This is a genomic window from Brevundimonas sp. GCM10030266 (assembly GCF_042666595.1).
GTDB lineage: Bacteria > Pseudomonadota > Alphaproteobacteria > Caulobacterales > Caulobacteraceae > Brevundimonas.
Window position 1 is genome coordinate 252,017 of record NZ_JBHTCY010000001.1, and the last position, 22,689, is coordinate 274,705.

23 protein-coding genes and 1 tRNA gene are annotated in these 22,689 nt (G+C 68.5%); 6 read left to right on the forward strand and 18 right to left on the reverse strand.

From position 1 onward, the window contains the following. Window positions 1-3: 3 nt before the first annotated feature. From ACFQQC_RS01400 to ACFQQC_RS01410, 3 genes are read right to left on the reverse strand one after another with little or no spacing between them, the layout of a single operon-like run. Window positions 4-3,288 carry an error-prone DNA polymerase gene (locus ACFQQC_RS01400; RefSeq protein ID WP_376858978.1) on the reverse strand — a complete coding sequence of 1,095 codons (3,285 nt, stop codon included), beginning with the start codon at window positions 3,286-3,288 and terminating at the stop codon, window positions 4-6. Then, window positions 3,285-4,895: a Y-family DNA polymerase gene (locus tag ACFQQC_RS01405; RefSeq protein ID WP_376858980.1), complete on the reverse strand. Its 1,611-nt coding sequence runs from the start codon at window positions 4,893-4,895 to the stop codon at window positions 3,285-3,287. Before ACFQQC_RS01405 ends, ACFQQC_RS01400 begins: the two co-directional genes overlap by 4 nt. Continuing rightward, a complete protein-coding gene (locus ACFQQC_RS01410) occupies window positions 4,801-5,454 on the reverse strand; it encodes a hypothetical protein (protein WP_376858982.1) in 654 nt (217 codons plus the stop codon). The genes ACFQQC_RS01405 and ACFQQC_RS01410 overlap by 95 nt, the downstream gene beginning before the upstream one ends. Window positions 5,455-5,609: 155 nt before the next feature. Between ACFQQC_RS01410 and ACFQQC_RS01415 the strand changes: the two genes are divergently transcribed. Next, on the forward strand, window positions 5,610-6,761 hold the full coding sequence (locus tag ACFQQC_RS01415) for an N-acetyltransferase (RefSeq protein WP_376858984.1): 1,152 nt from the start codon (window positions 5,610-5,612) through the stop codon (window positions 6,759-6,761). Here the strand turns inward: ACFQQC_RS01415 and mscL are convergent. The 8 genes from mscL to aroA form a co-directional block, all read right to left on the reverse strand. Continuing rightward, window positions 6,758-7,183, reverse strand: a complete 426-nt coding sequence (gene mscL / locus ACFQQC_RS01420; RefSeq protein WP_376858985.1) for a large-conductance mechanosensitive channel protein MscL — start codon at window positions 7,181-7,183, stop codon at window positions 6,758-6,760. The genes ACFQQC_RS01415 and mscL overlap by 4 nt on opposite strands. 14 nt (window positions 7,184-7,197) lie before the next feature. Next, a complete protein-coding gene (locus ACFQQC_RS01425) occupies window positions 7,198-7,479 on the reverse strand; it encodes an integration host factor subunit beta (protein WP_376858987.1) in 282 nt (93 codons plus the stop codon). Between the two features lie 240 nt (window positions 7,480-7,719). Next, the gene (rpsA, locus tag ACFQQC_RS01430) at window positions 7,720-9,423 is read right to left on the reverse strand and encodes a 30S ribosomal protein S1 (protein WP_376858989.1); all 1,704 of its coding nucleotides are present in this window, start codon (window positions 9,421-9,423) and stop codon (window positions 7,720-7,722) included. A 163-nt stretch (window positions 9,424-9,586) separates the two neighbouring features. After that, a complete protein-coding gene (gene cmk, locus ACFQQC_RS01435; RefSeq protein WP_376860822.1) occupies window positions 9,587-10,234 on the reverse strand; it encodes a (d)CMP kinase in 648 nt (215 codons plus the stop codon). Further along, a complete protein-coding gene (locus tag ACFQQC_RS01440) occupies window positions 10,231-10,515 on the reverse strand; it encodes a hypothetical protein (protein WP_376858991.1) in 285 nt (94 codons plus the stop codon). The genes cmk and ACFQQC_RS01440 overlap by 4 nt, the downstream gene beginning before the upstream one ends. Continuing rightward, on the reverse strand, window positions 10,505-10,768 hold the full coding sequence (locus tag ACFQQC_RS01445) for a hypothetical protein (protein ID WP_376858993.1): 264 nt from the start codon (window positions 10,766-10,768) through the stop codon (window positions 10,505-10,507). The genes ACFQQC_RS01440 and ACFQQC_RS01445 overlap by 11 nt, the downstream gene beginning before the upstream one ends. Next, window positions 10,765-11,094 carry a hypothetical protein gene (locus tag ACFQQC_RS01450; RefSeq protein WP_376858995.1) on the reverse strand — a complete coding sequence of 110 codons (330 nt, stop codon included), beginning with the start codon at window positions 11,092-11,094 and terminating at the stop codon, window positions 10,765-10,767. Before ACFQQC_RS01450 ends, ACFQQC_RS01445 begins: the two co-directional genes overlap by 4 nt. Window positions 11,095-11,138: 44 nt before the next feature. After that, on the reverse strand, window positions 11,139-12,434 hold the full coding sequence (gene aroA, locus ACFQQC_RS01455) for a 3-phosphoshikimate 1-carboxyvinyltransferase (protein ID WP_376860824.1): 1,296 nt from the start codon (window positions 12,432-12,434) through the stop codon (window positions 11,139-11,141). 136 nt (window positions 12,435-12,570) lie between these two features. Here aroA and ACFQQC_RS01460 point away from each other — a divergent pair, with 136 nt between their 5' ends. The 4 genes from ACFQQC_RS01460 (at window position 12,571) to ACFQQC_RS01475 (ending at window position 14,222) form a co-directional block, all read left to right on the forward strand. After that, window positions 12,571-13,035, forward strand: a complete 465-nt coding sequence (locus tag ACFQQC_RS01460; RefSeq protein ID WP_376858997.1) for a TIGR02300 family protein — start codon at window positions 12,571-12,573, stop codon at window positions 13,033-13,035. Between the two features lie 179 nt (window positions 13,036-13,214). Continuing rightward, window positions 13,215-13,290, forward strand: a tRNA-Ala gene (locus ACFQQC_RS01465). Between the two features lie 167 nt (window positions 13,291-13,457). After that, a complete protein-coding gene (locus ACFQQC_RS01470; RefSeq protein ID WP_376858999.1) occupies window positions 13,458-13,877 on the forward strand; it encodes an Hsp20 family protein in 420 nt (139 codons plus the stop codon). 84 nt (window positions 13,878-13,961) lie between these two features. Next, a complete protein-coding gene (locus tag ACFQQC_RS01475; RefSeq protein ID WP_376860826.1) occupies window positions 13,962-14,222 on the forward strand; it encodes a DUF1150 family protein in 261 nt (86 codons plus the stop codon). A 143-nt stretch (window positions 14,223-14,365) separates the two neighbouring features. Here ACFQQC_RS01475 and ACFQQC_RS01480 read toward each other — a convergent pair whose 3' ends face one another. From ACFQQC_RS01480 to ACFQQC_RS01510, 7 genes are all read right to left on the reverse strand, one after another. Next, complete coding sequence (locus ACFQQC_RS01480; protein WP_376859001.1) at window positions 14,366-14,833, reverse strand: PTS sugar transporter subunit IIA; 468 nt, start codon at window positions 14,831-14,833, stop codon at window positions 14,366-14,368. Window positions 14,834-14,907: 74 nt separating this feature from the next. Next, a complete protein-coding gene (gene hpf, locus ACFQQC_RS01485) occupies window positions 14,908-15,567 on the reverse strand; it encodes a ribosome hibernation-promoting factor, HPF/YfiA family (RefSeq protein WP_376859003.1) in 660 nt (219 codons plus the stop codon). Window positions 15,568-15,654: 87 nt separating this feature from the next. Continuing rightward, window positions 15,655-17,163, reverse strand: a complete 1,509-nt coding sequence (rpoN, locus tag ACFQQC_RS01490) for an RNA polymerase factor sigma-54 (RefSeq protein WP_376859005.1) — start codon at window positions 17,161-17,163, stop codon at window positions 15,655-15,657. A 144-nt stretch (window positions 17,164-17,307) separates the two neighbouring features. Beyond that, complete coding sequence (locus ACFQQC_RS01495; protein ID WP_376859007.1) at window positions 17,308-18,000, reverse strand: hypothetical protein; 693 nt, start codon at window positions 17,998-18,000, stop codon at window positions 17,308-17,310. Window positions 18,001-18,131: 131 nt separating this feature from the next. Continuing rightward, window positions 18,132-18,716 carry a hypothetical protein gene (locus ACFQQC_RS01500; protein ID WP_376859009.1) on the reverse strand — a complete coding sequence of 195 codons (585 nt, stop codon included), beginning with the start codon at window positions 18,714-18,716 and terminating at the stop codon, window positions 18,132-18,134. A 3-nt stretch (window positions 18,717-18,719) separates the two neighbouring features. Then, window positions 18,720-19,235 carry a hypothetical protein gene (locus ACFQQC_RS01505; RefSeq protein ID WP_376859011.1) on the reverse strand — a complete coding sequence of 172 codons (516 nt, stop codon included), beginning with the start codon at window positions 19,233-19,235 and terminating at the stop codon, window positions 18,720-18,722. A gap of 119 nt (window positions 19,236-19,354) precedes the next feature. After that, window positions 19,355-21,457: a TonB-dependent siderophore receptor gene (locus ACFQQC_RS01510; protein WP_376859012.1), complete on the reverse strand. Its 2,103-nt coding sequence runs from the start codon at window positions 21,455-21,457 to the stop codon at window positions 19,355-19,357. A gap of 48 nt (window positions 21,458-21,505) precedes the next feature. Here ACFQQC_RS01510 and ACFQQC_RS01515 point away from each other — a divergent pair, with 48 nt between their 5' ends. Beyond that, window positions 21,506-22,684: a DUF1624 domain-containing protein gene (locus ACFQQC_RS01515; protein WP_376859014.1), complete on the forward strand. Its 1,179-nt coding sequence runs from the start codon at window positions 21,506-21,508 to the stop codon at window positions 22,682-22,684. Window positions 22,685-22,689 lie beyond the last annotated feature (5 nt).

Consider the following 22,689-nt stretch of genomic DNA (forward strand, 5'->3'; position numbering starts at 1 on the left):
CTTTCAGTGGAAGTCCCGCGAGCCGGGCAGCACCCGGACGTCCCTCGGATGCCGTCCGCGTGTCGGCGCATGGCCTGAGCCCGGCGCCGCATCCGGCGTCAGGTGGCCCAGCATGGGGGTCCAGTCCTCCAGCTGTTCGACCACCAGATGGGTCACCCCCTCGGCGGTCTGCACCTTGCCCCGGGCCAGCACCATCCGCGCGCCCATGGCCACCGGCCGCAGCCGTTCGAACACGTCGGGCCACAGCACCAGATTGGCCACCCCCGTCTCGTCCTCCACGGTCATGAAGCAGACGCCCTTGGCCGTGCCGGGCCGCTGCCGCACCAGAACCACGCCCCCGACCACGACCCGCTTGTGGTTGGGCAGGTCGGCCAGCGCCGTCGTCCTCACCGCTCTCGCCTGATCCAGCCGCTCCCGCAGATAGGCCACCGGATGCCCTTTCAGGGACAGGCGGATGGTCTGGTAGTCGCCCACCACCTCCTCGGACGGCGCCAGCTCCGGCAAGGCCTCGGGCGGGCGTCCGTCCGCCTCGCGCAGTCCCATGGCCTCGAACAGGGGCGCACTGGCCGCCGGCGGCGCCCCCCGCGCGGCCCACATCCCCTGCCGCCGGGTCAGTTTCAGCGAGCCATAGGCGTCCGCCTCGGCCAACCGGTCCATCGCCGCCGGGGTCAGCCGCGCCCGCATCCGCAGGTCGTCCAGATCCACGAACGGCCCCTCAGCCCGCGCCGCCATGATGGCCTCGGCCCACCCCTTCTTGAACCCGTCGATAGCCCGCAGGCCGAGGCGCAGGGCCTTTCGACGGCGGCGTGGGCGCGGCTCCAGCGTCGCATCCCAGTCGCTGGCGTTCACATCCGGATGCCGGACCTCTACCTTGTGCTCGCGCGCGTCCCGGACGATCTGCGCCGGGGCGTAGAAGCCCATCGGCTGGCTGTTCAGCAGGCAGGCCGCGAACACATCCGGATACAGCCACTTCACCCAGGCCGACACGTAAACGAGGTGGGCGAACGAGCAGGCATGGCTCTCCGGGAAGCCGTATTCCCCGAAACCCTTGATCTGGTTGAAGCAGTTCTGCGCGAACTCGGGGTCATAGCCGCGCGCGATCATTCGCCCGACCATCAGTTCCTCATAGTTGCCGATGGTGCCGTTGTGCCGGAAGGTCGCCATCGCTCGGCGCAGCCCATTGGCCTCGTCGCCAGTGAACTCGGCGGCGACCATGGCGATCTTCATCGCCTGCTCCTGGAACAGGGGCACGCCCAGGGTCTTGCGCAGCACATTGGCCAGTTCGTCGGGATCGGCCGCTGAGCCCGGCATGGAAAAGCGATAAGGCGGCGCTCCCGGCCTTGCTTCATGCGCCCGCCGCTCCGCCCGGCGCTGCAGATAGGGGTGCACCATCTTGCCCTGGATCGGGCCGGGCCGGACGATGGCGACCTGCACCACAAGGTCGTAGAATTCGCGCGGCTGTAGCCGGGGCAACATCGACATCTGCGCCCGGCTTTCGACCTGAAAGACCCCCAGCGAGTCCGCCCTGCACAGCATCCGATAGACGCCCCGCCGCTCGGACGGCGCCGCCGCCAGATCCTTCAACGGGCGGCCATAGGTCGTTTCGATCATGTGGAAGGCGCGCTTCATCGCCGTCAGCATCCCCAGCGCCAGCACATCGACCTTCATCAGCTTCAGATGATCGATGTCGTCCTTGTCCCATTCGATGAAGGTCCGGTCGTCCATGGCCGCATTGCCGATCGGCACGATCTCCATCAGCGGGGTCTGGCTCAGCACGAAGCCACCGACATGCTGGCTCAGGTGGCGCGGAAACTTGATGATCTCCGCCGTCAGCCCCAGCGCCAGCTTCATCCGCGCGTCGTCGCGGCTCAGGCCCGTGCGGTCGACGTGCTCGTCCTTCACCGCGTCGCCCCACGAGCCCCAGACCGTGTCGGCCATACGGGCGGTGACGTCCTCGGTCAGCCCCAGCGCCTTGCCCACATCGCGAATGGCCGAGCGGGGGCGGTAGTGGATGATGGTCGCGACAATGGCCGCCCGGTCCCGCCCGTATCGCTCATAGACATACTGCATCACCTGCTCGCGCCGCTCATGCTCGAAGTCGACGTCGATGTCGGGCGGCTCGGACCGTTCGGAGGAGATGAAGCGCTCGATCAGCAGATCCTGCTTGGTTGGATCGACATTGGTCACGCCGAGGCAGAAACAGATCACCGAGTTGGCCGCCGATCCTCGCCCCTGACACAGGATCGGATCGGGCCGCGACCGCGCCCAGGCGACCACGTCGTGCACGGTCAGGAAGTAGGGGGCGTAATCCAGCGTCCGGACCAGCCTCAGCTCCTTCAGGATCGTCGCGCGGATGTGAGCGGGCACGCCCCGCGGCCAACGCATTCGTGCGCCCTTGAGCGTTAGTCGCGTCAACCAGCCCTGCGCGGTGTATCCCTCTGGAACAGGTTCGTCCGGGTACTGATAACTCAGCTCCCGCAGCGAGAAGGTGCAGGCCCGCGCCACCTCCATCGTCCGCACCAGCGCCGCCTCATGGCCCCGGAACAGCCGTCCCATCGTCTCCGGCGACTTCAGGAAACGCTCGCCGTTGGCCTGCAACCGCCGTCCCGCCTTGTCGATGGTCGTCCCCTCGCGGATGCAGGTCAGCACGTCCTGCAGCATCCGCCGGTCGGGGTGGTGATACAGCACCGCATTGGTGGCGATCATCGGCGCCCCGGTCCGCTCGGCCATGGCCGCCAGCCGCGCCAGCCTGCGCCGGTCATCGCCCCGCCACAGGGGCGCCGCCGCCAGATACAGATCGTCCGGCCACGCCGCCCGCCACCGCCCCAGCCGCGCCTCGAACGCGGCATCCGGCGTTTCGGGCGCGGGCGCCAGAGCGATCATGCCCTGCCCCAGACCGAGCGCCTGTTCGAACGTCAGCCGCGTCTCGGCCTTTTCAATCCGATCACCGTCGTCCTGTGCGCCGGCCTGCGGCACCGCCTCGCTCTTGCCCAGGGTCAGCAGGCGGCACAGGCGACCATAGGCGGCCCGTTCGCGCGGAAAGACCATCAGGTCCGTCCCGTCGGTGAACCCCAGCCGCGCCCCGATGATCAGGGGGATATCGACCTCTTCCGCCCCCATCAGGGCGCGCACCATCCCGGCCAGCGTATTCCGGTCCGCCACCCCCACGGCGGCCAACCCCATCGCCTTCGCCTGATGCATCAGCTCGCCCGGATGCGACGCCCCCTCCAGAAAGCTGAAGTTGGTGATCGCCCCCAGTTCGGCGTACCGACCGTCCCAATTGCTCACGCCAGCACCCCGTGCATCCACCACGACGGCGCGCGACGGTCGTCGCCGACGCCCGTATAGTCCCAGCCGTAACGGCCCTCGCGGAACAGCCAGTAGCGGCCGCCCTCGCCGTCCTCGACGCGGTAGTAGTCGCGGGTGCGCACCTCGCGCCCGTCCGGCCGGGGCCGCCACCATTCGGGCGACAGCCGCTCCGGCCCCTCGGCCCGCACGATGCGTCTACTGACCCGCCGCCAGGTGAAGCGCGCGGGCGCGCCGTCGGGCAGGTCGAACACCGGATCCTCCAGCGGCTCGGGCGGCTCCAGCAGCAGGATCGGCCGCCGCCCCACCTCCGCCGCGTCCACCGCCGGTGTCCGCCCCAGCGCGGGCACGAGCCGCTCGGCCCGCTCCGGGATCCAGCTGTCCACCGGCTCGGGCGTCAGCACCCGCCCCTCGCCCAGCCGCGCCGTCAGCCGGTCGATCAGCACGGCCAGACCTTCCGCCTGCTTCGCCTCCGCCTCGCTCTCCAGCACGCCTTGCCGCGCACTCATCGCCTCTGTCCGGTCGGCGGTCAGCATCAGGGCGTCCAGCCCGAAGCCCAGTTCCAGCCGCCCGAACCCTGCCTCGCGGAACAGCCGCATCCAGATCGACGCCTCCCGCCCCGGCAGGCCCATCCGCACCGACAGCGATGTCGTCTCCCCGTCCGTGCGGAAGCCGGTCAGGGTCAGAGCCTTCGCCCCCTGCCCGTCCCGCTCCAGCGCCCGCGACAGGTCGGCGGCCAGCTCCGGTAGCCGCGCCTCCACCCCGGCGATATCGCCCAGCGGCTCGGCGAAGGCCTGCCAGATGCGATAACGGGCGGGCGGGCGCACCGTGGTCAGGGCTTCGGCCACATGACCGCGCGCCTGATCCAGCCGCCGGACCAGCCCGATGGCGTCTCCGTCGCGGAACCGCTTCGCCAGCCCCGCACGCGGCATCGCATACAGGGCGCCGATGCTTTTCAGCCCCAGCCGACGCGCGGCGGAAACGGTCCGGTCGTCCAGCCGCAGCGCCTCAATGGGCAGGTCGGCCAGCAGGTCCGACAGGGTCTCGTCCGTGGCGACCGGATCCTGCCCCTCGCCCCACCGGGCCAGCGCCCAGGCCGCCCCCGGCGTCGGGGCCATGGCCACGCGCGCGGCGGTCCCCGTCTCGGCCAGTCGACCCCGTATCGCCGCCAGCAAGGCCGCCTCGCCGCCGAACAGATGTGAGGCCCCGGTCACGTCCAAGAACAGCCCTTCCAGCCCCTCCTCCGATGGATCGAGACTGACCGAGGGCGACCACCGCTCGGCCCACACCGCCAGCGCCTCCAGCGCCCGGTCGTCGGCGGCGACGTCGGCGGGCTGGCACAGCAGGTGCGGGATCATCGCCAGCGCATCGGCCTGCGTCTGGCCGCGTCTCAGCCCCGCCTTTCGCGCCGCCGGATTCAGGGCGTAGATCACCGCCGCGCCCCGGCGGTTCTTCAGGATCAGGGCGAAAGGGTTGGCGGGATCAAGCGCCGGATCAGGCGGCGAGGCCGGTCGCCGCGCCCGTTCCAGCGATCGGCGGCGGACCGAAACCGGCCAGTCGATCAGCCAGACGGAGACGATGCGTCTCATCATCCTGCTCCATCATCCAGACGCCGGGACGCTCGCCCCGGCCGCGCGTCATCCCGGCTGTCAGACGGGTCCGCCCCGGCGCGCGCGGATCGTCGGCGTCCGGCGCGGAAAGGGCCGTCGCCACCTGCCAGCGACGGCGGGCCGCGCTCAGCCCCTCCGGCGACCGCGGCAGCATCACCCCGACCGATCCGCCTTCCTTCGCCGCGAAATCCAGCCGTCGCGTCTGGGCCAGGGTGGCGCCGTCCACCGCGCCCAGCGCCAGCGACACCGCCCCGGACCGCAGGGCCTGCTCCAGCACCCACAGCCCCTCCGCCGCCGTCGCCACCGGCGTCAGGATCAGGGCGACGCCGGGCAGTCCCGGACCATAGGGCCGCCCGTTCTCGCCCAGCCAGACCCGCGACGCCGCCAGCAGGACCGGCCGCCCATCCCCCTGCGGCCGTCGCGACAGGGCGAACAGCAGGGCCGCCGCCCGGTCCCGGGGCATCGGCGCGCACACCTCTTCCAGAGGCGCGGCGGCCTCCGGGAAGGGCTCCGATGACAGGACGAAAGGGGCGGACATGACGGGCTCGGAACGACAGATGTTCATTATTTGTTCCAGCCGCCAGAGAGTCAAACCGGAATCCGGAACGGCTATCCCGCAGGCGCCGCCCGGTCCGATTTCTGCATCGTTCCCGGACGTGGAGACCCCCGCTCCCGAAACGAAACAGCTTGACCATGCCGACCCTCAGAGAGATCGCCGAGAGTAACTATCCCGCCGTGCAGGCCCTGCACCGCAGCGTCGGCTGGCCCGAGCGGTCGCTGGCCGGATGGCGCTGGCTGCACGCCAATCCGGCGCGGCTGGAGATCGGCGCGCCGGCGGGCTGGATCATCGATGGTCCCGACGGGGAACCGGCGGCGCATGTCGGCAACCTGATCCAGCGGTTCCGGCTGGGGGATCGGCGCCTCCACGGCGCGACCGGCTTTTCGATCATCGTCACCCGCGCCGCGCGGGGCGGCAGCCGGTCCATGCTGAAGACCTTCACCCGCCAGCCGGTTGTCTTCGCCCGCTACACCTTCAACGCCAATTCGAAGTCCCAGCCCCTCTATGTCCGCCACGGGATGCAGTCCTGGCCGGAGCAGACCCACGCCCTGAAGCTGAGCTGGGTGATCGACCCCCTGCCCTTGCTGGCCGGACGGGTCTGGAAGCGGCTTTACGATCTGACCCCCGGCGTCGTCGAAGGCCTGGGCGAGCGGCTGATGAACGACCGCCTGGGCCGCGCCGTGCGGCTGGACCTGCCTGAGGGCGTCGAGGTTCTGACCGACTTCAGCGACGGCTCATCCTATGCCGCCTTCTGGGAGGCTCTGGTCGCCGAGGGCCGCCTGCTGGCGGACCGCAGCCCGGAGGCCCAGCGCTGGCGGCTGCAGGATCCCGACCTGACCCAGGCGCCGCTGGCCCTCGCGGTCCGGCGCGGCGGCGCGATTGTCGCCTACGCCCAGGCCATGATGGCCAAGTCGAACATCCTCGAACCGCCGGTGCTGGAGATCATCGATCTGGAAGCGCTGAAGGATCACCCCGACGCCGTTCCGGCCCTGATGCGGGCGCTGAAGTCCGCCGCACGGACGATGGGGGCGGCGAAGCTGCGCCTGCAGACGGTGACGCCCGAAGCCATGCAGCGGCTCGGCGAGTTCGCGCGCACGGCCCGCCGCGAGGGCGGCTGGGGCCACTGTCATGTCCAGTTCGCGCAGGACGCGCCCGATCCGGCGCTGTGGTCGCCGACGCCCTATGACGGCGACTATGCGATCTGTCTGCGACCGATCCCGTTCAACACGGTCCGGCAGGGCGCGCGGGCGCCGCGCGGCGCCGCACAGACGGCCTCCAAGGCTTAAGCCTTCGGCCGGGCCTTCAGCTCGTCGCGGATCTCGGCCAGCAGGGCCTCGGTCGCGGTCGGCGCGGGCGGAACTTCCGGCGCGGGCGCGGCGGCCTGTTCGCGACGCAGCTTGTTGACCAGCTTGACCATCACGAACACCACCATCGCCACGATCAGGAACTGGATCACGGTGTTGATGAAGGCGCCGTACTGGATCGCGACCTTCTCGATCTCTTCGGTGACCGGGTTCTCCGGGACGAGCACCCATTCAAGGTTCGAGAAGTCTACCCGACCCAGCAACAGGCCGATCGGCGGCATCACAACCTGTTCGACCAGGCTGGTGACGATCTTGCCGAACGAGGCGCCGATGATCACGCCGACGGCCAGATCAATGACGTTGCCGCGGGCGATGAATTCCTTGAACTCGCTAACCAGTCCCATGGGGCTCCTGAAGGTCAGTCGGCGTTCAGCCGCTCACGCAGCTCCTTGCCGCTCTTGAAGAAGGGCACGGCCTTGGCCGGCACTTCAACCGACTCCCCCGTGCGCGGGTTGCGACCGGCGCGAGCCGGGCGTCCCCTTACGGAAAAGGCTCCGAAGCCGCGAAGTTCCACGCGACCGCCTTCGCCCAGCGCATCGACCATCTGGCCGAGCACGACGTTCACCACACGCTCGACCTCGGCATGGGTCAGATGCGTGTTTTCCGCCGCGAGCTTTTCGATCAGCTCTGATTTGATCATGCAGGCCCCCACCCTTCTCTGACCATCCCGGCCATACGGGTGCATCTGAACGCCGGATGCAAGCCCACACTAACGCTCGCGCACCGGGGGAAAAAGTCCCAATGCCCTGAGCAACGGTCGAATTGTGGGTTAACTGTCGGCAACCGTACATAATTTTACCGCCGCCCGGCCACCGGACACGAAAAAGGCGGCCGGATTTCTCCGACCGCCTGATCCGTTATTCGCCGATGGCGAAGGAGGTTAGTCCTTCGAGCCGGCCTTTTCGCGCAGGGCGGCGCCCAGGATGTCGCCCAGCGAGGCGCCCGAGTCGGACGAACCGAACTGTTCGATGGCCTCGGCCTCGTCCTTCATTTCCAGGGCCTTGATCGACACCGACACGCGGCGCGAGGCCTTATCGACGCCGGTGACCATGGCGTCGACGCGATCGCCGACCGAGAAGCGCTCGGTGCGCTGCTCGTTGCGATCACGCGACAGGTCCGACTTGCGGATGAACGAGGTCGCCGGAGCATCCTCTTCACCGAACTTGACCTCGATGCCGCCGGTCTCGATCGCCGTCACGGTGACGGTGATCTGCTGGCCCTTCTTGAAGGTATCGCCTTCCATCGGATCACCGCCGAGCTGCTTGATGCCCAGCGAGACGCGTTCCTTCTCGACGTCGACGTCCAGCACCTTGGCCTTGACGGTTTCGCCCTTGCGGTAACGCTGGATGGCTTCTTCGCCCGACACGTTCCAGTCCAGATCCGACAGGTGGACCATGCCGTCGATGTCGTTGTCCAGGCCGATGAACAGGCCGAACTCGGTGGCGTTCTTGACTTCACCCTCGACGGTCGAGCCGATCGGGTTGTTGGCCACGAAGGCATCCCACGGGTTGTCCTGGGCCTGCTTCAGGCCCAGCGAGATGCGGCGCTTGGAGGCGTCGACGTCCAGCACGACCACGTCGACTTCCTGCGAGGTCGAGACGATCTTGCCAGGGTGGACGTTCTTCTTGGTCCACGACATTTCCGAGACGTGCACCAGGCCTTCGACACCGGCTTCCAGCTCCACGAAGGCGCCGTAGTCGGTGATGTTGGTGATGCGGCCCGACATCTTGGCGCCGACCGGATACTTGGCTTCCACGCCGTCCCACGGGTCGGCCTGCAGCTGCTTCATGCCCAGCGAGATGCGCTGGGTGTCCGGGTTGATCTTGACGATCTGGACCTTGACGGTGTCGCCGACGGCCAGGACTTGCGACGGGTGCGAGACGCGCTTCCACGACATGTCGGTGACGTGCAGCAGGCCGTCGATGCCGCCCAGGTCGACGAACGCACCGTAGTCGGTGATGTTCTTGACGACGCCTTCGCGGACTTCACCCTCTTGCAGCTGGCCGACCAGCTCGGTGCGCTGTTCAGCGCGGGCTTCTTCCAGGATGGCGCGACGCGAGACGACGATGTTGCCGCGCGGACGGTCCATCTTCAGGATGGCGAAGGGCTGTTCCTTGCCCATCAGCGGAGCGACGTCGCGCACCGGACGGATGTCGACCTGCGAGCCCGGCAGGAAGGCCGAGGCGCCGCCCAGATCGACGGTGAAGCCGCCCTTGACGCGGCCGACGATGGTGCCGTTGACCGGCTGGCCATCGGCAAAGACGACTTCCAGACGGGTCCAGGCTTCCTCGCGGCGAGCCTTGTCGCGGCTGATGACCGCTTCACCCAGGGCGTTTTCGACGCGCTCCAGATAGACTTCGACGTTGTCGCCGACCTTCGGGATCACGGCGCCTTCGCCGATGCCGAATTCGCGGGCCGGGATGCGGCCTTCGGTCTTCAGACCGACGTCGATGATCAGGATGTCCTTTTCGATGCCGACGACGCGGCCGTGGACAACCTGGCCTTCGCCGAGGTCACGACCCTGCAGGGTCTCATCGAGCAGCGCCGAGAAATCGTCGCGGGTGGGGGAGAGGGTATCGGTCATGTAACTCTGGAGTTGGAGGAAAGGGTCTCTGCGCGCGACCGGATGGTCCCGCGCGAAGGGGGTTCAAAAAGGGGAAACAGGTCGTCGGGACGCGAGGCTTCAAACTCAGCCAGAGCGCCCGCGGAAGCCGAGGATGGGAGCGTTGGATTTGCGATCAGGGCCCTCAGGCCGATTTCGCGCGCGCCGCCTCGACGATACGGCGGGCCGCATCGAAGGCGGCTTCTATATCCATATCGGTCGTATCCAGCAAGACGGCGTCTTGCGCCTGCACCATGGGGGCGGCGCCCCGCCCGGCGTCGCGCTCGTCGCGCTTGATGATGTCGGCCAGCATGGCCTCGAAGGCGATCTCGTGCCCGCGCGCCGTCAGCTGCTTCCAGCGCCGGGTGGCCCGAACCTCCGGCGTGGCGGTGATGAACAGCTTGGCCTGGGCCTCGGGCGCGATAACCGTGCCGATGTCACGCCCGTCCAGAACCGCCCCGCCCGCCTGGGCGGCGAAGGCCTTCTGGAAGGCCAGCAGGGCGGCGCGCACACCCGGATAACCGGCGATCCGGCTGGCCGCCTCGCCCGCTCCGCCGCTGGTCAGCCGGTCGGTGTCGGTCAGATGGCTGGCGTCCAGCTTCAGCGCCACCGCCTCGGCGAAGGCCGCGTCATCCAGCGAGCCGCCCGCGTCCAGCACGCCCACGCCCACGGCCCGGTACAGCAGGCCGGTGTCCAGATGCGGCAGGCCATAGGTCGTCGCCAGCCGCGCGGCGATGGTGCCCTTGCCCGAGGCGGCGGGTCCGTCGACGGCGATGATGAGGGGCTGGGTCAGGACGCTGTCTTTCCGGTGGCTTCACGAAGGGCGATCAGCAGGCAGAGGATCGAAAGACCGCCCGCCAGCAGAACCGCCAGCCCGTAGAAGCCGCTCAGGGCCCAGAATACAAGCGGCGCGTCTTCAAGAAAGACATCCGGCCCCCGGCGGTTCAGGAACCGTCCGGCCTGCAGGCTTCGCCACAGGTCCTTGCCGCCCATGACGGCGCACCAGCCGATGAAGGCTCCGGCTGCGAGGGTAGCCAGCCAAGACAGGGGCGAGCCCCGGCGCTCAGTCGCCATCCCGGCCCTCCTGCGTTCCTCGCGACAGAACAAAGACCAGAGCCAGTGCGCCAAGAGCGATCCAGATCAGGGCGGCCACCAGGTTGAGGCCCACGGTGATGTCGAAGAAGACGGGCCGGTCCTCACGCAGCATCCAGCCGTACTTGCCCCGGATTCGCCCTTCGGTCAGGGCGATCCAGACCTGTTGTGAGACAAGCCAGAGCCCGCCGCAGCAGACCAGAAAGGCGAGACCGGAGAGAAGACGTCGGATCAATTCATACGCCGACCGGACCAACCGGCACCCTCATCTTCGGCAGATGGTCGCGGTTGCGCCGACCAACCTAGGGCGAAAACCCCAAACGTTACGCCGAGCAAGACTGAGGGCATCACACCCCGCAGCATCACGATCCGTTGGAACTGCCTTGGGTGCGTTTCATGCGCGACCCGATAGAAGCCGAAGTCGTTTACGTCGAAGCCGTCCTTCTCGACGAGCCAGGCATAACGTTGCTTTGTGCGATCCCAGGTCTGACCGTCGCCCAGATCGAGAACGGACCCGGCAACCCAGATCACAAGCACGCCCCCGAAGAACAGGCTCGCCACGCGAAGCGATCTTCGCGGCGTCCAGGGCGACGGCCCGGCCGTCGTCATTCGAGGCCCGCCCCCAGCCCTCGCATCATCTCCACAAAGCCCGGGAAGCTGGTGGCGATCATGTCCGGCTCGTCGACCGTGACCGGTCGATCGGCGGCGAGGCCCAGCACCAGATGGCTCATGGCGATGCGGTGATCGTGGGCGGTGTGCACCGTGCCGCCGCCCCGAACCGGACCGCCGGTGACGATGAAGCCCTCGGGCTCCTCTTCGACCTCGACGCCGCAGGCGCGCAGGCCCGCGACCATCAGGGCGATCCGGTCGCTCTCCTTGACCCGCATCTCGCCGACGCCGCGCATGACCGTCTGGCCCTCGGCGAAGGCGGCGGTGGCGGCCAGGATCGGATATTCGTCGATCATCGAGGCGGCGCGCTCTTCCGGCACGACCACGCCCTTCAGCGCCGAGTGGCGGGCGGTGATGTCGCCGACCTCCTCGCCCCCGGCCATGCGGCGGTTCGTGATGGTCAGATCCGCGCCCATCTCCAGCCAGGTGTCGAACAGGCCTGTGCGCAGCGGGTTGAGCATGACGCCATCGACCGTCACCACCGAGCCCGGGACCACCAGCCCCGCCGCCAGCGGGAAGGCCGCCGAGGACGGATCGCCCGGCACGGCCACGAAGGTCCCGGTCAGCGGCTGACCGCCCTTCAGCGTGATGACCCAGCCTTCGCCGTCTTCCTCGACCCCGACCTCGGCCCCGAAGGCGCGCAGCATCCGCTCGGTGTGATCCCGGCTCTTCTCCGGCTCGGTGACTGTGGTCACGCCCCCGGCGTTCAGTCCGGCCAGCAGGATGGCCGACTTGATCTGGGCCGAGGCGACGGTCTGCACATAGTCGATGCCGCTCAGGCGCCCGCCCGTCAGCCGCAGCGGAACCCGGTCCTCGGCGGCCAGCCAGTCGAAGCTCGCGCCCATCTGGGCCAGCGGCCCGGTGACCCGCTTCATCGGACGCTTGCGCAGGGAGGCGTCGCCGTCGAAGTCCGCCGTGATCGGATAGCCCGCCGCCGCGCCCATCAGCAGGCGCACGCCCGTTCCGGCGTTGCCGCAGTCGATGACGCTGTCCGGCGAGCGGAAGCCGCCGGCGCCGGTGATCCGCCAACGCCCGTCCCCCAGCCGCTCGACCTTGGCCCCGAAGGCTTCGGCGGCCCGGGCGGTGGCCAGGACGTCGTCGCCCTCCAGCAGACCTTCGACCTCGGTCACGCCGGCGGCCATGGCCCCGAAGATCATCGAGCGGTGCGACATGCTCTTGTCGCCCGGGGCGCGCACGGTTCCGGTCAGCGCGGGGCTGCGATGGGCGGTCAGATGTGTGGTGTTCGTCACCCGCGGGTCTCCGAAAGGGCATGGACGGCGCGGGTGGCGCAGACTTCGCTTTTGACAGCGGCCCCAAGGGGTGGCAAGGGACGCGCCCGAATTCCCCCTGAACGTGAGAGGCGCCTCCGTGGCTAATCCCGAACTGGGCCAGAAGCAGGTCTGTCCGAACTGCCAGGCCAAATTCTACGACCTGAACCGTCGTCCGGCCCACTGCCCCAAATGCGGCACCGACTTCGATCCCGAAGAAGCCCTGAAGCTGCGCAACCGTCGCGGCCGTCCGGCCGGCTACCCGGCTGACGACGAGGCCGAGGATCAGGTCAAGGACAAGAACGCCGACGGCGACGAGGACGAGGAAGAAGCGACCTCGACCCCGGAAATCGACGAGGAAGGCCACGAGCCGATCCTGACGCCGGACGACGACGATGACTCGCCGACCGATCCGACCGAAGAGAACGGCATGGGCGAAGCCAGCGACGACGATGACGACGTCCTGGGCGACGACGACGATGACTCGGTGCCCTTCATCGAGGATGAGGACGATGACGACTCGTTCGAGGACGAGATCGGCAAGCCCGAGAAGGACGAAGACTGATCGAATTCCGGGCGGATCGGAGCCTCTGATCCGCCCGGAAATCACCTTTCGAACAGCGTTCGAAAAAGGTGAAAATAAAAGGCGAAACTGGGCTTGATCCTCAATCGAGCCTGACATAGTTTCCGCCGCCTCGCCGGGGAGCAACACCAACACCTCGGCGCACTGACCGGCAACGGTTCGGGGCTTTAGCTCAGTTGGTAGAGCGCTTGCATGGCATGCAAGAGGTCAGCGGTTCGACTCCGCTAAGCTCCACCATGAAGGCCTCGCGGGACACCGCGGGGCCTTCTCCAATTCCGGCCCTCGCCTGCGCCATCGCGACCGTTGCGCCGCAGGCCTTCCGGCCCCATCTAGGAGCTGAACCGGCGCCCTGCCGATTGCGGGGGGCGCGGACGGTTCAACAGCCTGCTTCGGGGGCCAGAGAGATGACCACACGCACCGTCCTGTTCGACAGCCCCTTCCTGCTGGGCTTTGACCACACCCGGGCCCTGATCGATCGGGCGCAGCGGGCGGCGGCGGACAGCTACCCCCCATACAATGTCGAACAGCGCGGCGAGCGCTCCGTCCGCATCACCCTGGCGGTGGCGGGCTTCGGCCCCGATGATCTGGCCATCACCCTAGAGGGCCGCCAGCTGACCATCGCGGGCAAGCGCGAGGACGCCGGCAAGGATCCGCAGGCCTTCCTGCACCGCGGCATCGCCGGTCGCGGCTTCGTGCGCAGCTTCGTGCTGGCGGACGGGCTGGAGATCGACGGGGCGAAGCTCGAGCACGGGCTGCTCCACGTCGACATGAGCCGTCCGGATGACGTCCAGACCATCCGCAGGATCCCCATCACGACGGGCTGAGCGCCGTCGTTTTCGTCGGCTGCCGCATTCGGGGCCGAACCCATACGCCTCGGTGGCGTTAGTTGAGTGAAGGAGGCGGTCATGATGACGCCGGAACAGAAGATGACCCGACAGGACTTCGCCCATCTGGGCGCCCCGGACCTGGTCTATGTACGCGAGATCCGCGCGGCCGATGTGCTGGCCGATACGCCGATGACGGCGATGCACGGCCTGTCCGTCGACCCCGAAGCCACCCTCTACGCCGTGCACGGCGCCGACGGCGAGCGGCTGGCCATCATGACCGACCGCGAGACCGCCTTCGCCACGGCCGTGGCGCACGAGCTGGAGCCGGTGTCGGTTCACTGACATTGAGAGGGCGCTACCGCTCGGCTCGCGGAGCCTCGCTGCTTGAGCGCGGCTATGCTCTCAGGATCGCCCCTCTCCGCGCTCAAGCAGCCACCCGCCGCGCGGGTGGCGTTAGCGCCCCTCAAGAGAGCCGGAGGCGGCCGTCAGGCCGCCGTGGCCGGGACGTGGTCGCGCACGAACAGGGCGCGGATGGCGTCGACCGTGTGGGCCTGACGCAGCTGCTGGCGCATCTCCGACGAGCGCAGGGCGCGGGAGACGGCCGCCAGGGCCCGCAGGTGCTCGGCGCCGTCGCGGGGCGGGGCGAACAGGGCGAACAGCAGATCGACCGGCTGGTCATCCACCGAGCCGTAGGCGACGGGGGTGTCCAGACGCACGAAGACCGCCGTCACGCGGCTGACGCCGTCCAGACGGGCGTGGGGCACGGCGACGCCCGAGCCGAGACCGGTCGAGCCCAGGGCCTCGCGCTCCAGCAGGGCCTCCAGCACCCGGGCCTCGGGCAGGCCGAGCGCCTGCGCGGCGGCCTCGGCCACCGTATGCAGAGCCTGACGCTTTGACGACGCGCCGGTGCGCAGGACGACACCGCCCTCCGCCAGCAAATCACCGATGTCCATTGGAACCCCGACTCTACGCGATCATCCCGGGATGGGCGGGCGCCCTTTAGAACACCCGCCCCTCTTAGGGAAGACTATGACTTGTGACCGTTTGCTGAACCGTTGAGAGACACGGCCTTCCGGTCCGGGTCGATCCAGCCGACGTTGCCGTCCGGGCGCCGATAGACCACCGAGATGCCGCCGTGGGCCGCATTGCGGAAGACGACGACCGGATAGCCGGTCATGTCGAGCTCGGCCACGGCGCGGCCGACGGTGATCGAGCGGATCTCGGTCTCGTTCTCGGCGATGACCATGCCCACCGGCGGCGGGCCGTCCGGCTCGCCGGCGTTGCCGAAGGTGTCGTCCTCGACCTCGTCCGGATTGCGTAGGACGATGCTGCGGGCGACTTCGCGGGCGGCGTCCTCGGTCTTCTCCGGAGAGAGACGCTTGGGCCCGATGTGGTGATCCTTCAGGCGGCGCTTGTAGCGGCGCACCCGCTTCTCGAGCTTGTCGAGCGAGTCGGAGAAGGCGCCGTGGGCATCCCCCCCGAGGCCGGTGGTCACGATCGCCTGACCCGAGGCGAGGCGGACCCAACAGTCCACCTTGAATCCGTGACCGTCTTTCGAAACGACGACCTCAGCATCCTGAGCACCGCGTTCGAAATATTTTCCGATCCCGTCTTCGAGTTCCTGGGAGATGCGCGAGCCTAACGCTTCGCCGACATCTACGTGCTTGCCGCTGACCTGGACTTGCATGCCGATAGAACGCGACCGATCGGTTTTGGTGTCAACGGAGAACGCAGAATTCGACAGTCACGCTTGCGCGATTGGTCGCAGGGGGAGTTACGCAGTCTTGAGCAGCCGTTTCCGCTCCACAGAGGACGGAATTCGCAGGGCTTCCCGGTACTTGGCGACCGTGCGGCGGGCGATGTCGATGCCGGCTTCGCTGAGCAGTTCGACGATGCGATCGTCCGACAGAACGTCGCCGTCGCGGCCCTCGCCGTCGATCATCGACTTGATCCGGTGACGGACCGCTTCGGCCGAATGGAGCGCGCCGCCGTCGGAGGACTGGATGGCGGCGGTGAAGAAGAATTTCAACTCGAACACGCCGCGCGGGGTGGAGACGTATTTGTTGGAGGTCACCCGGCTGACGGTCGACTCATGCATGCCGATGGCGTCGGCGACGGTCTTCAGGTTCAGGGGGCGCAGGAACTCGACGCCGAAGGCCAGGAAGGCGTCCTGCTGGCGCACGATCTCGGAGGCGACCTTCAGGATGGTCTTGGCGCGCTGGTCCAGCGACTTGACCAGCCATGAGGCCTGGGCCGCGCAGTCGGCGACGAAGGTCTTCTCGATCTCGGAGCGGGCGCCGGACGCCACCACCCCGTGATAGCGCTTGTCCATGATCAGGCGCGGCAGGGTGTCGGAGTTCAGCTCGACCTTCCAGCCGCCCGCCGGGTCGGCGCGGACGTGGACGTCGGGGATGACGGTCTGGGCCGGTTCGCCGCCGAAGCCCGCGCCGGGACGCGGCGTCAGGGCCTTCAGCTCGGCGATCATCTCGGCCATGTCCTCGGCGTCGACGCCGCACAGCTTGCGCAGGCCGGTCAGATCCCGCTTCGCCAGCAGGTCGAGGTTCTCCAGCAGGGTGGCCATGGCCGGGTCGAAGCGGTTGCGCTCGATCAGCTGAAGCTCGAGGCATTCGGGCACGGAGCGGGCCATGATCCCGGTCGGCTCGAAGCCGTGGCAGGTCGCCAGCACCTGCTCGACCCGCTCAATACCGACACCCAGCCGGTCGGCCGCCTCGGCCAGGTCGCCGCGCAGATAGCCGCCCTCGTCGACCATATCGATCAGGGTCAGGGCGATGCCGTGGTCGGCGGGCGAGAAGCCGGCCTGCGAGGCCTGGGCCTGCAGATGCTCCCACAGGGTGGCGTCGCGGGTGTCGGGCTGTTCGCGCCCCTCCCCGTCCGGCAGGCCGCCGCCGGAACCGGCGCGGGACCAGTCGGTCAGGCCGGGCTGGCCGTCGTCGGTGCGGTCCGCCCCGCGCTCGCCCGGCGCCGCGTCGCCATAGACGTCATCGCCGCGCGCATCGACGGCGTCGCCGCCGTCCGCGGCGCGGCCGTCCTCGAAGCTCATCTCGGCGCGGTCGGCGACCTCGGCCCGTTCGGGCTGGAGTTCGCCGGGCTCGCCGCCCGGCTCGCCGTCCTCGCGCTGCAGCAGGGGGTTCTTCTCCAGCTCGGCCTCGACGAAAGCCTCCAGCTCAAGGTTCGACAGTTGCAGCAGCTTGATCGCCTGCTGCAGCTGGGGCGTGATGACCAGCCCCTGCCCCTGTCTGATCTCGAGCCTTTGTCCGAGCACGCGATTTTTCCCCTGCCCGGGCGGAGTGGCCCGGAACTTGCTTCGGCGACCATGTCGCCGAACCGGTTAACGACCCTTGAAGGGTTTCAGCAGCCCCGACGCGGGGGCGTGGACGGTTGACCGGACCCCCGGCCCGGCGCGGGATCAAGGATCGGACGCGGCGGAAAAATCCGGGTGCGAACCGTGCGGATCGGGCGGGGCGGCGCGCGCCTTGGCGGCGTCGAACGCGGCGAACTCCCGCTCCAGAGCCTCATCCGCGACGGTGTGCAGGTCGGTGAAGCGATGATAGTCCTCGGTGGAGAGATGACCCTGGCTCCAGGCCCGGCCGACGCGGACCTGGGCCACGCCCAGGGTGTTGATGTAGGCCATCCGCTCGCGCAGCGGCTTCAGGGCGTTGGCCAGGGCCTCGTCCGCGGCGCCCGAGCCCTGCGCCCGCGCCACCCGTTCGCGCCGCCGCTCGCGCTCGCCGTCGGCCTCGATCCGGGCCAGCAGCTTTTCATGCAGCCGCATCCACGACCCCGCCTCGCCCGCCCGCCCCAGTCGCAGCGCACGCCGCACCTGCACCAGCGCATCCGCCGCCAGGGCCGCGCAGTCGACAGGCTGATCCGCCTCGGGGTCGTCATCGGAAAGCGGCGGGGCGTCCGGCTGATCGCAGCGTCGCCAGCCCTCGTCGCGGGCGTGGTCCCAAAAGGTCCGTTCCTTCAGCCCATAGCGCCAGCAGACCTGCTCGGCGGACTCGCCGGCGACATAGTCCCGACGGGCGGCGTCCCAGATCTCGGGACTATGGACGGCGTGTCCGCGCGGGGCGGCGGGGGTGTCCGGGGTGTCCGGCTGCATGGCGCGATCCTCCTGTGAGGAGAATGATCGCACGCCGGTACGTCAAAATTGGTCGGATGGGGTGGTGGGAGCGGAAGCGGATTGCGTTGGGGGCGGACGTTGGTGGCTGTCAGCCTCCCCACGTCTCGGACCTAATCAGCTAAATCGCCTAGCTGTAGTTCCGGCGCGAAAATGTCCACGAGGCTATCGTAGATCAGGATCATCTCTTTCCGTGTCTCGGCTAGTCGGGCCTGCCGCTGCTTCTCGTCGTTGTAAGACACGCCTTCGCGGCGGGCCGTTTCGCTCCACCGCTCGCTAGCATCCCATGCAGCCCGCAAAGCGCGCTCGACATGCGGCTGGAACAGGAAGCGGCTCATCAGCATGGCGTCCAGATAGGCAATGCTCACGTCCATACCCGGTACTGATCGGGGCTTATCGGATGTGGAGTTCAACGCCTTCTGCGCTCGAGTTGGTCTTCCCGCGACCTGGCCCGTGGTTAGAAAGTAGGCGAACCACTTTGCTGATGCCTCGTAGACCGCGATGCGCCGATCAAAGAGGTCTGATCGCAGTTTGCGCTCCTCGATGGCAGATAGTCGTTCTTGTATCTTGGCCTGGCGGTTCTGAATGTCGACCTGCTTGAGCCCCACGCGGAACGCGGCGTAGACCGCCAGCGCGCCTGTGATCATCGCGGCGAAGGCCTCCCATGAGAGGTAAGCGAACTTCATTTCAGGGATCATGGCCTACTCACCTAGGTCGGCGGTGATGGCCTTGATCCCGTATTTCCAGCCCCACCCCGGTTTCAATTCGGGCGCGTTGACGAACTGAACGCTTGTGCTGAGCTTACGGGCCTGTCCCGGCGGAACGTCCACATAGAAAAGGGCATCGTCCTCACCAGTGGTCACGCACCCTGCATCATCTGTCGGGCTGGGACAGTCTTGGAGGAAAATGGTGAGGGTGAGCGACCTTAGGGGATGAGAACTGCGGTTGAGAACCGTCCCCTCAACGCGCCACCCATCATAAGGAGACTGGTAAAGCTGCATCCCCGTGATGCTCAACTGTGATGCAGAAATGGCCGTCTGCTCACGCTCCACCTGCGCGCGGTAGTCGCGTGTCTCCTTGTCGGCAAGGAACCAGAAGATTGCGATGCCAACGCCGAGAAGTGCAAGGACCCCGAAGCCGAAGCGTCGGAAACGCTCATTGGCATACATGAGGTAGGCGAAGCCGAGAACGGCAATGATCCCGATAATCCAAGCCATGAGGTGCGCCCCAGATCCCGAGCGCCACCATAGAGTGCGAGGGCGGCGTTACGCTACCTTCTTTGGGGCGAACGCCGCCAGCCTTCGTGCGGCCATCCACATTGAGCCCGCCCCTCCCCCTACAACCGCACCGTCAGCGACGCACGCACCGTGCGCGGGGCGCCGCGGCTGATCCACAGGTCGCTGTAGGAGCTGGCGGCGTAGTCCTCGTCCAGCAGGTTGTCGACCTCGATGCGGGCCGACACATGGTCGGTCAGGTCGTAGTCGACGGCGGCCTTGAGCTTCCAGTAGGCGGGCAGGCGGACGCCGTCGGCGGCGAGGGAGCCGGCGCGTTCGCCGGTCCAGGCGGCGCCGGCGGTGAGCGACCAGTCGCGGCCGTCGGGACGGGTGAAGCGGCCGACCACGAACAGGGCGCCGGCGTGTTCGGGCACATTGAGGACGGTGTCGCTGGCGAAGGCTTCATCGTCCGCCTTCGCGTCGGTCCAGGCGTAGTTGCCGATCACCTGCCAGGCCTCGCCCAGCCGCAGGACGCCGTCCAGCTCGATCCCGCGCGCGGTCAGCTGGCCGACCGGGGCGAGGAAATTGCCCCAGTCCGGCCAGTCCGGATTGTAAGGCTCGGTGGTCAGGATGTTGGTCTTGTCGATGTCGAACAGGGTGGCGGCGAGATCGAGGCTGTCCCAGGCGCCGCTGACGCCCAGCTCCCAGCCTTCGCCGGTTTCCGGAGCGAAGCCCTGGCCGTCGCGGCCCGTGCCCGAGTTGAGCACGAAGGAGCGGCCGAAGCCGGTGTGCACGGCGACGGCGTCGGTCAGCTGGTAGCGGGCGCCGACATGGTAGTTGACGGGCGCGTCCTCGGTCACGCCCACCGCGCCGGAGCGGTTGTTGCGGATGGTCTGGCTGTAGTCGTCATAGCGGACGCCGGCGGTGAGGCTGAGGCGGTCGGTGACCTCCCACAGGTCGGAGGCGTAGAGGGTGACGACCTCGCGCTTCTCAAGATTGTCCGTGAACGGAAGCGGGGTCGGGCGCGGTTGGCCATAGACGGGGCGGTGGATGTCCACCGCATAGGGCGCGCCCTCGGTCGGGTCCAGGCGCAGCCATTTCTCGCCATACTCCAGCGTATAGGCCTTGAGGCCGAAGCTGGGGCGGTGGACGCCCAGGCCGGTCTCGATGCGGCCGGTCAGCTCCAGCCGGGCGGACAGGTCGTCGACGGAGAAGTCGCGGCCCCGCCGCTGGCGCCACAGCTGGTCGCCGACCCGGCGCGAGTGGTCGCTGGACAGACCCTGAAGCGTGCCGGTGCGCCAGGCCAGGCCGCCGGTCAGGCGCCAGTCGTCGTTCAGCCAGAAGTCGCCGGTCAGCTGGTGCCGTTCGTTGCGGAACTCGGTGATCCCGTCGCCGGGCTCGCCATAGTAGTTGGTGCGCGGCAGGGCCAGGGCGTCGCCGTTCAGGGCCGGCACGCCCCGGTCGAACAGGGTGTCGAAGGCGGTGATCTCGCCGACATAGGTCAGGCGCAGGTTGTCGACGGGGCGCCAGGTCAGGGACGGGGCGATGACGCGGCGGTCCAGTCCGACATGATCGCGCCAGCCGTCGCCGGTCTCCTCGACCAGCACCAGACGCCCGGCCAGGGTGTCGGACAGGGGGCCGGTCACGTCCAGCTCGCCCCGGCGCAGGCCGAAGGAGCCGACGGTGGCGGTCAGGCTGGCTTCGGTTTCGAAGCGCGGCGTCTTTGACACCATATTGACCCGCCCGGCCGGGTCGATGTCGCCGAACAGGGCGCCGGAGGGGCCTTTCAGGATCTCGACCCGCTCGGAGGTCGCCGGGTCGCGCGGGGGCGCCATGCCCCGGTTGGCGAGGAAGCCGTCGACATAGTATTCGGCCCCGCCGTCGGGGGTGCCGAGGAAGCCGCGGATGGCGAAATTGTCCATCACCCCGCCGCGGTTGTTCTGCTGGCTGACGCCGCTGACCAGCTCCAGCGCATCGGCCAGACGGGTGGCGCCGACGGCCTGAAGCAGGTCGGATTCGATGGAGCGGCTGGACTGGGACATCCGCTCGGTCGCCAGCCCGGCGCCCAGGGTCGCATCGCGCGGCGCCCGGCGCCCCAGCACCACGATCTCGTCCAGCTGGGCCTGGGCCGCGGGCGCCGCCTGTTGGTCCGCAGACGGAGCATCGGGCGCGGTCGAGGCCGCCGCGAGCAGGCACAAGCCCGCGCAGCTGGTGAGGAGGGACAAGGGAGACTCCGTTTGTAATGTTATCTTATAACGGCTAGACGCTCTCCCATGTCGCTGTCAACCGCCGTGCCCGCCTCCTCCGCCGTGTCGTCTTCCGCCGCCCGCATCCCCTCCATCGACGCGCTGAGGGGGTTGGTCATCCTGCTGATGCTGGTCGATCATGCGCGGGAGTTCTTCTTCATCCACGCCCAGGTCTCGGACCCGATGAGCGTGACGGAGACCTCGCCGGCGCTGTTCTTCACCCGCCTGCTGGCCCACCTGTGCGCGCCGGTCTTCGTCGCTCTCACAGGCCTCAGCGCCTGGCTCTATGCGTCGAAGAAGGGCGGGCCGGGCGCGGCCTCGGGCTTCCTGCTGAAGCGCGGCCTGTTCCTGGTGGTGCTGGAGCTGACGGTGGTCAGTTTCGCCTGGAACTTCACCCTGGCCCCGCCGACGATCTTCCTGCAGGTGATCTGGGCCATCGGCCTGTCGATGATGGCCCTGTCGGCGCTGGTCTGGCTGCCCCGCACGGCCCTGATCGCGGTCGGAGTCGTCATCGTGCTGGGCCACAACCTGCTGGATCCAATCACCTTCGCGCCGGGCCAGCCGGGCCACGCCCTGTGGGCGGTGCTGCATGATCGCGGCTTCATCGAGCTGCCCTGGGATCAGCGCATCCGCACCTCCTATCCGCTGCTGCCGTGGATCGGCATCGCGGCGCTGGGCTATGGCGTCGGGCCGTGGTTCGCCGCCGGGGTGGAGGGCGCCACGCGCCGTCGCCGGCTTGTGACGCTGGGCCTGTCGATGCTGGCCCTGTTCGCCGTGCTGCGCGGGATCAACATCTATGGCGAGCCGCTGCGCTGGTCGGTCTATCCGGACCCGGTGCATACGGTGATGAGCGTGCTGAACCTGACGAAGTATCCGCCGTCGGCGGACTTCGTGCTGCTGACCCTGGGCGTGGGCGCGCTGGTGCTGGCGGCGTTCGAGGTGCTGTGGCCGCGGCTCATCCGGCTGCTGTCCGTGTACGGCGGCGCGCCGCTGTTCTTCTACCTGATCCACCTCTACGGCCTGCATCTGGCGGCCAGGGCCTGCCTGGCCCTGTTCGGCGCCAATCAGGGCGAGGTCTTCGGCGTGCCGAACGTCGGCTGGGTCTGGGCCATCGCCGTGCTGGCCGCCATCCCCAGCTGGTTCGCCTGCCGCTGGTTCGCGGGGGTGAAGCGCCGCAGCGGCCAGTGGTGGATGAAATACCTCTGAGCCCC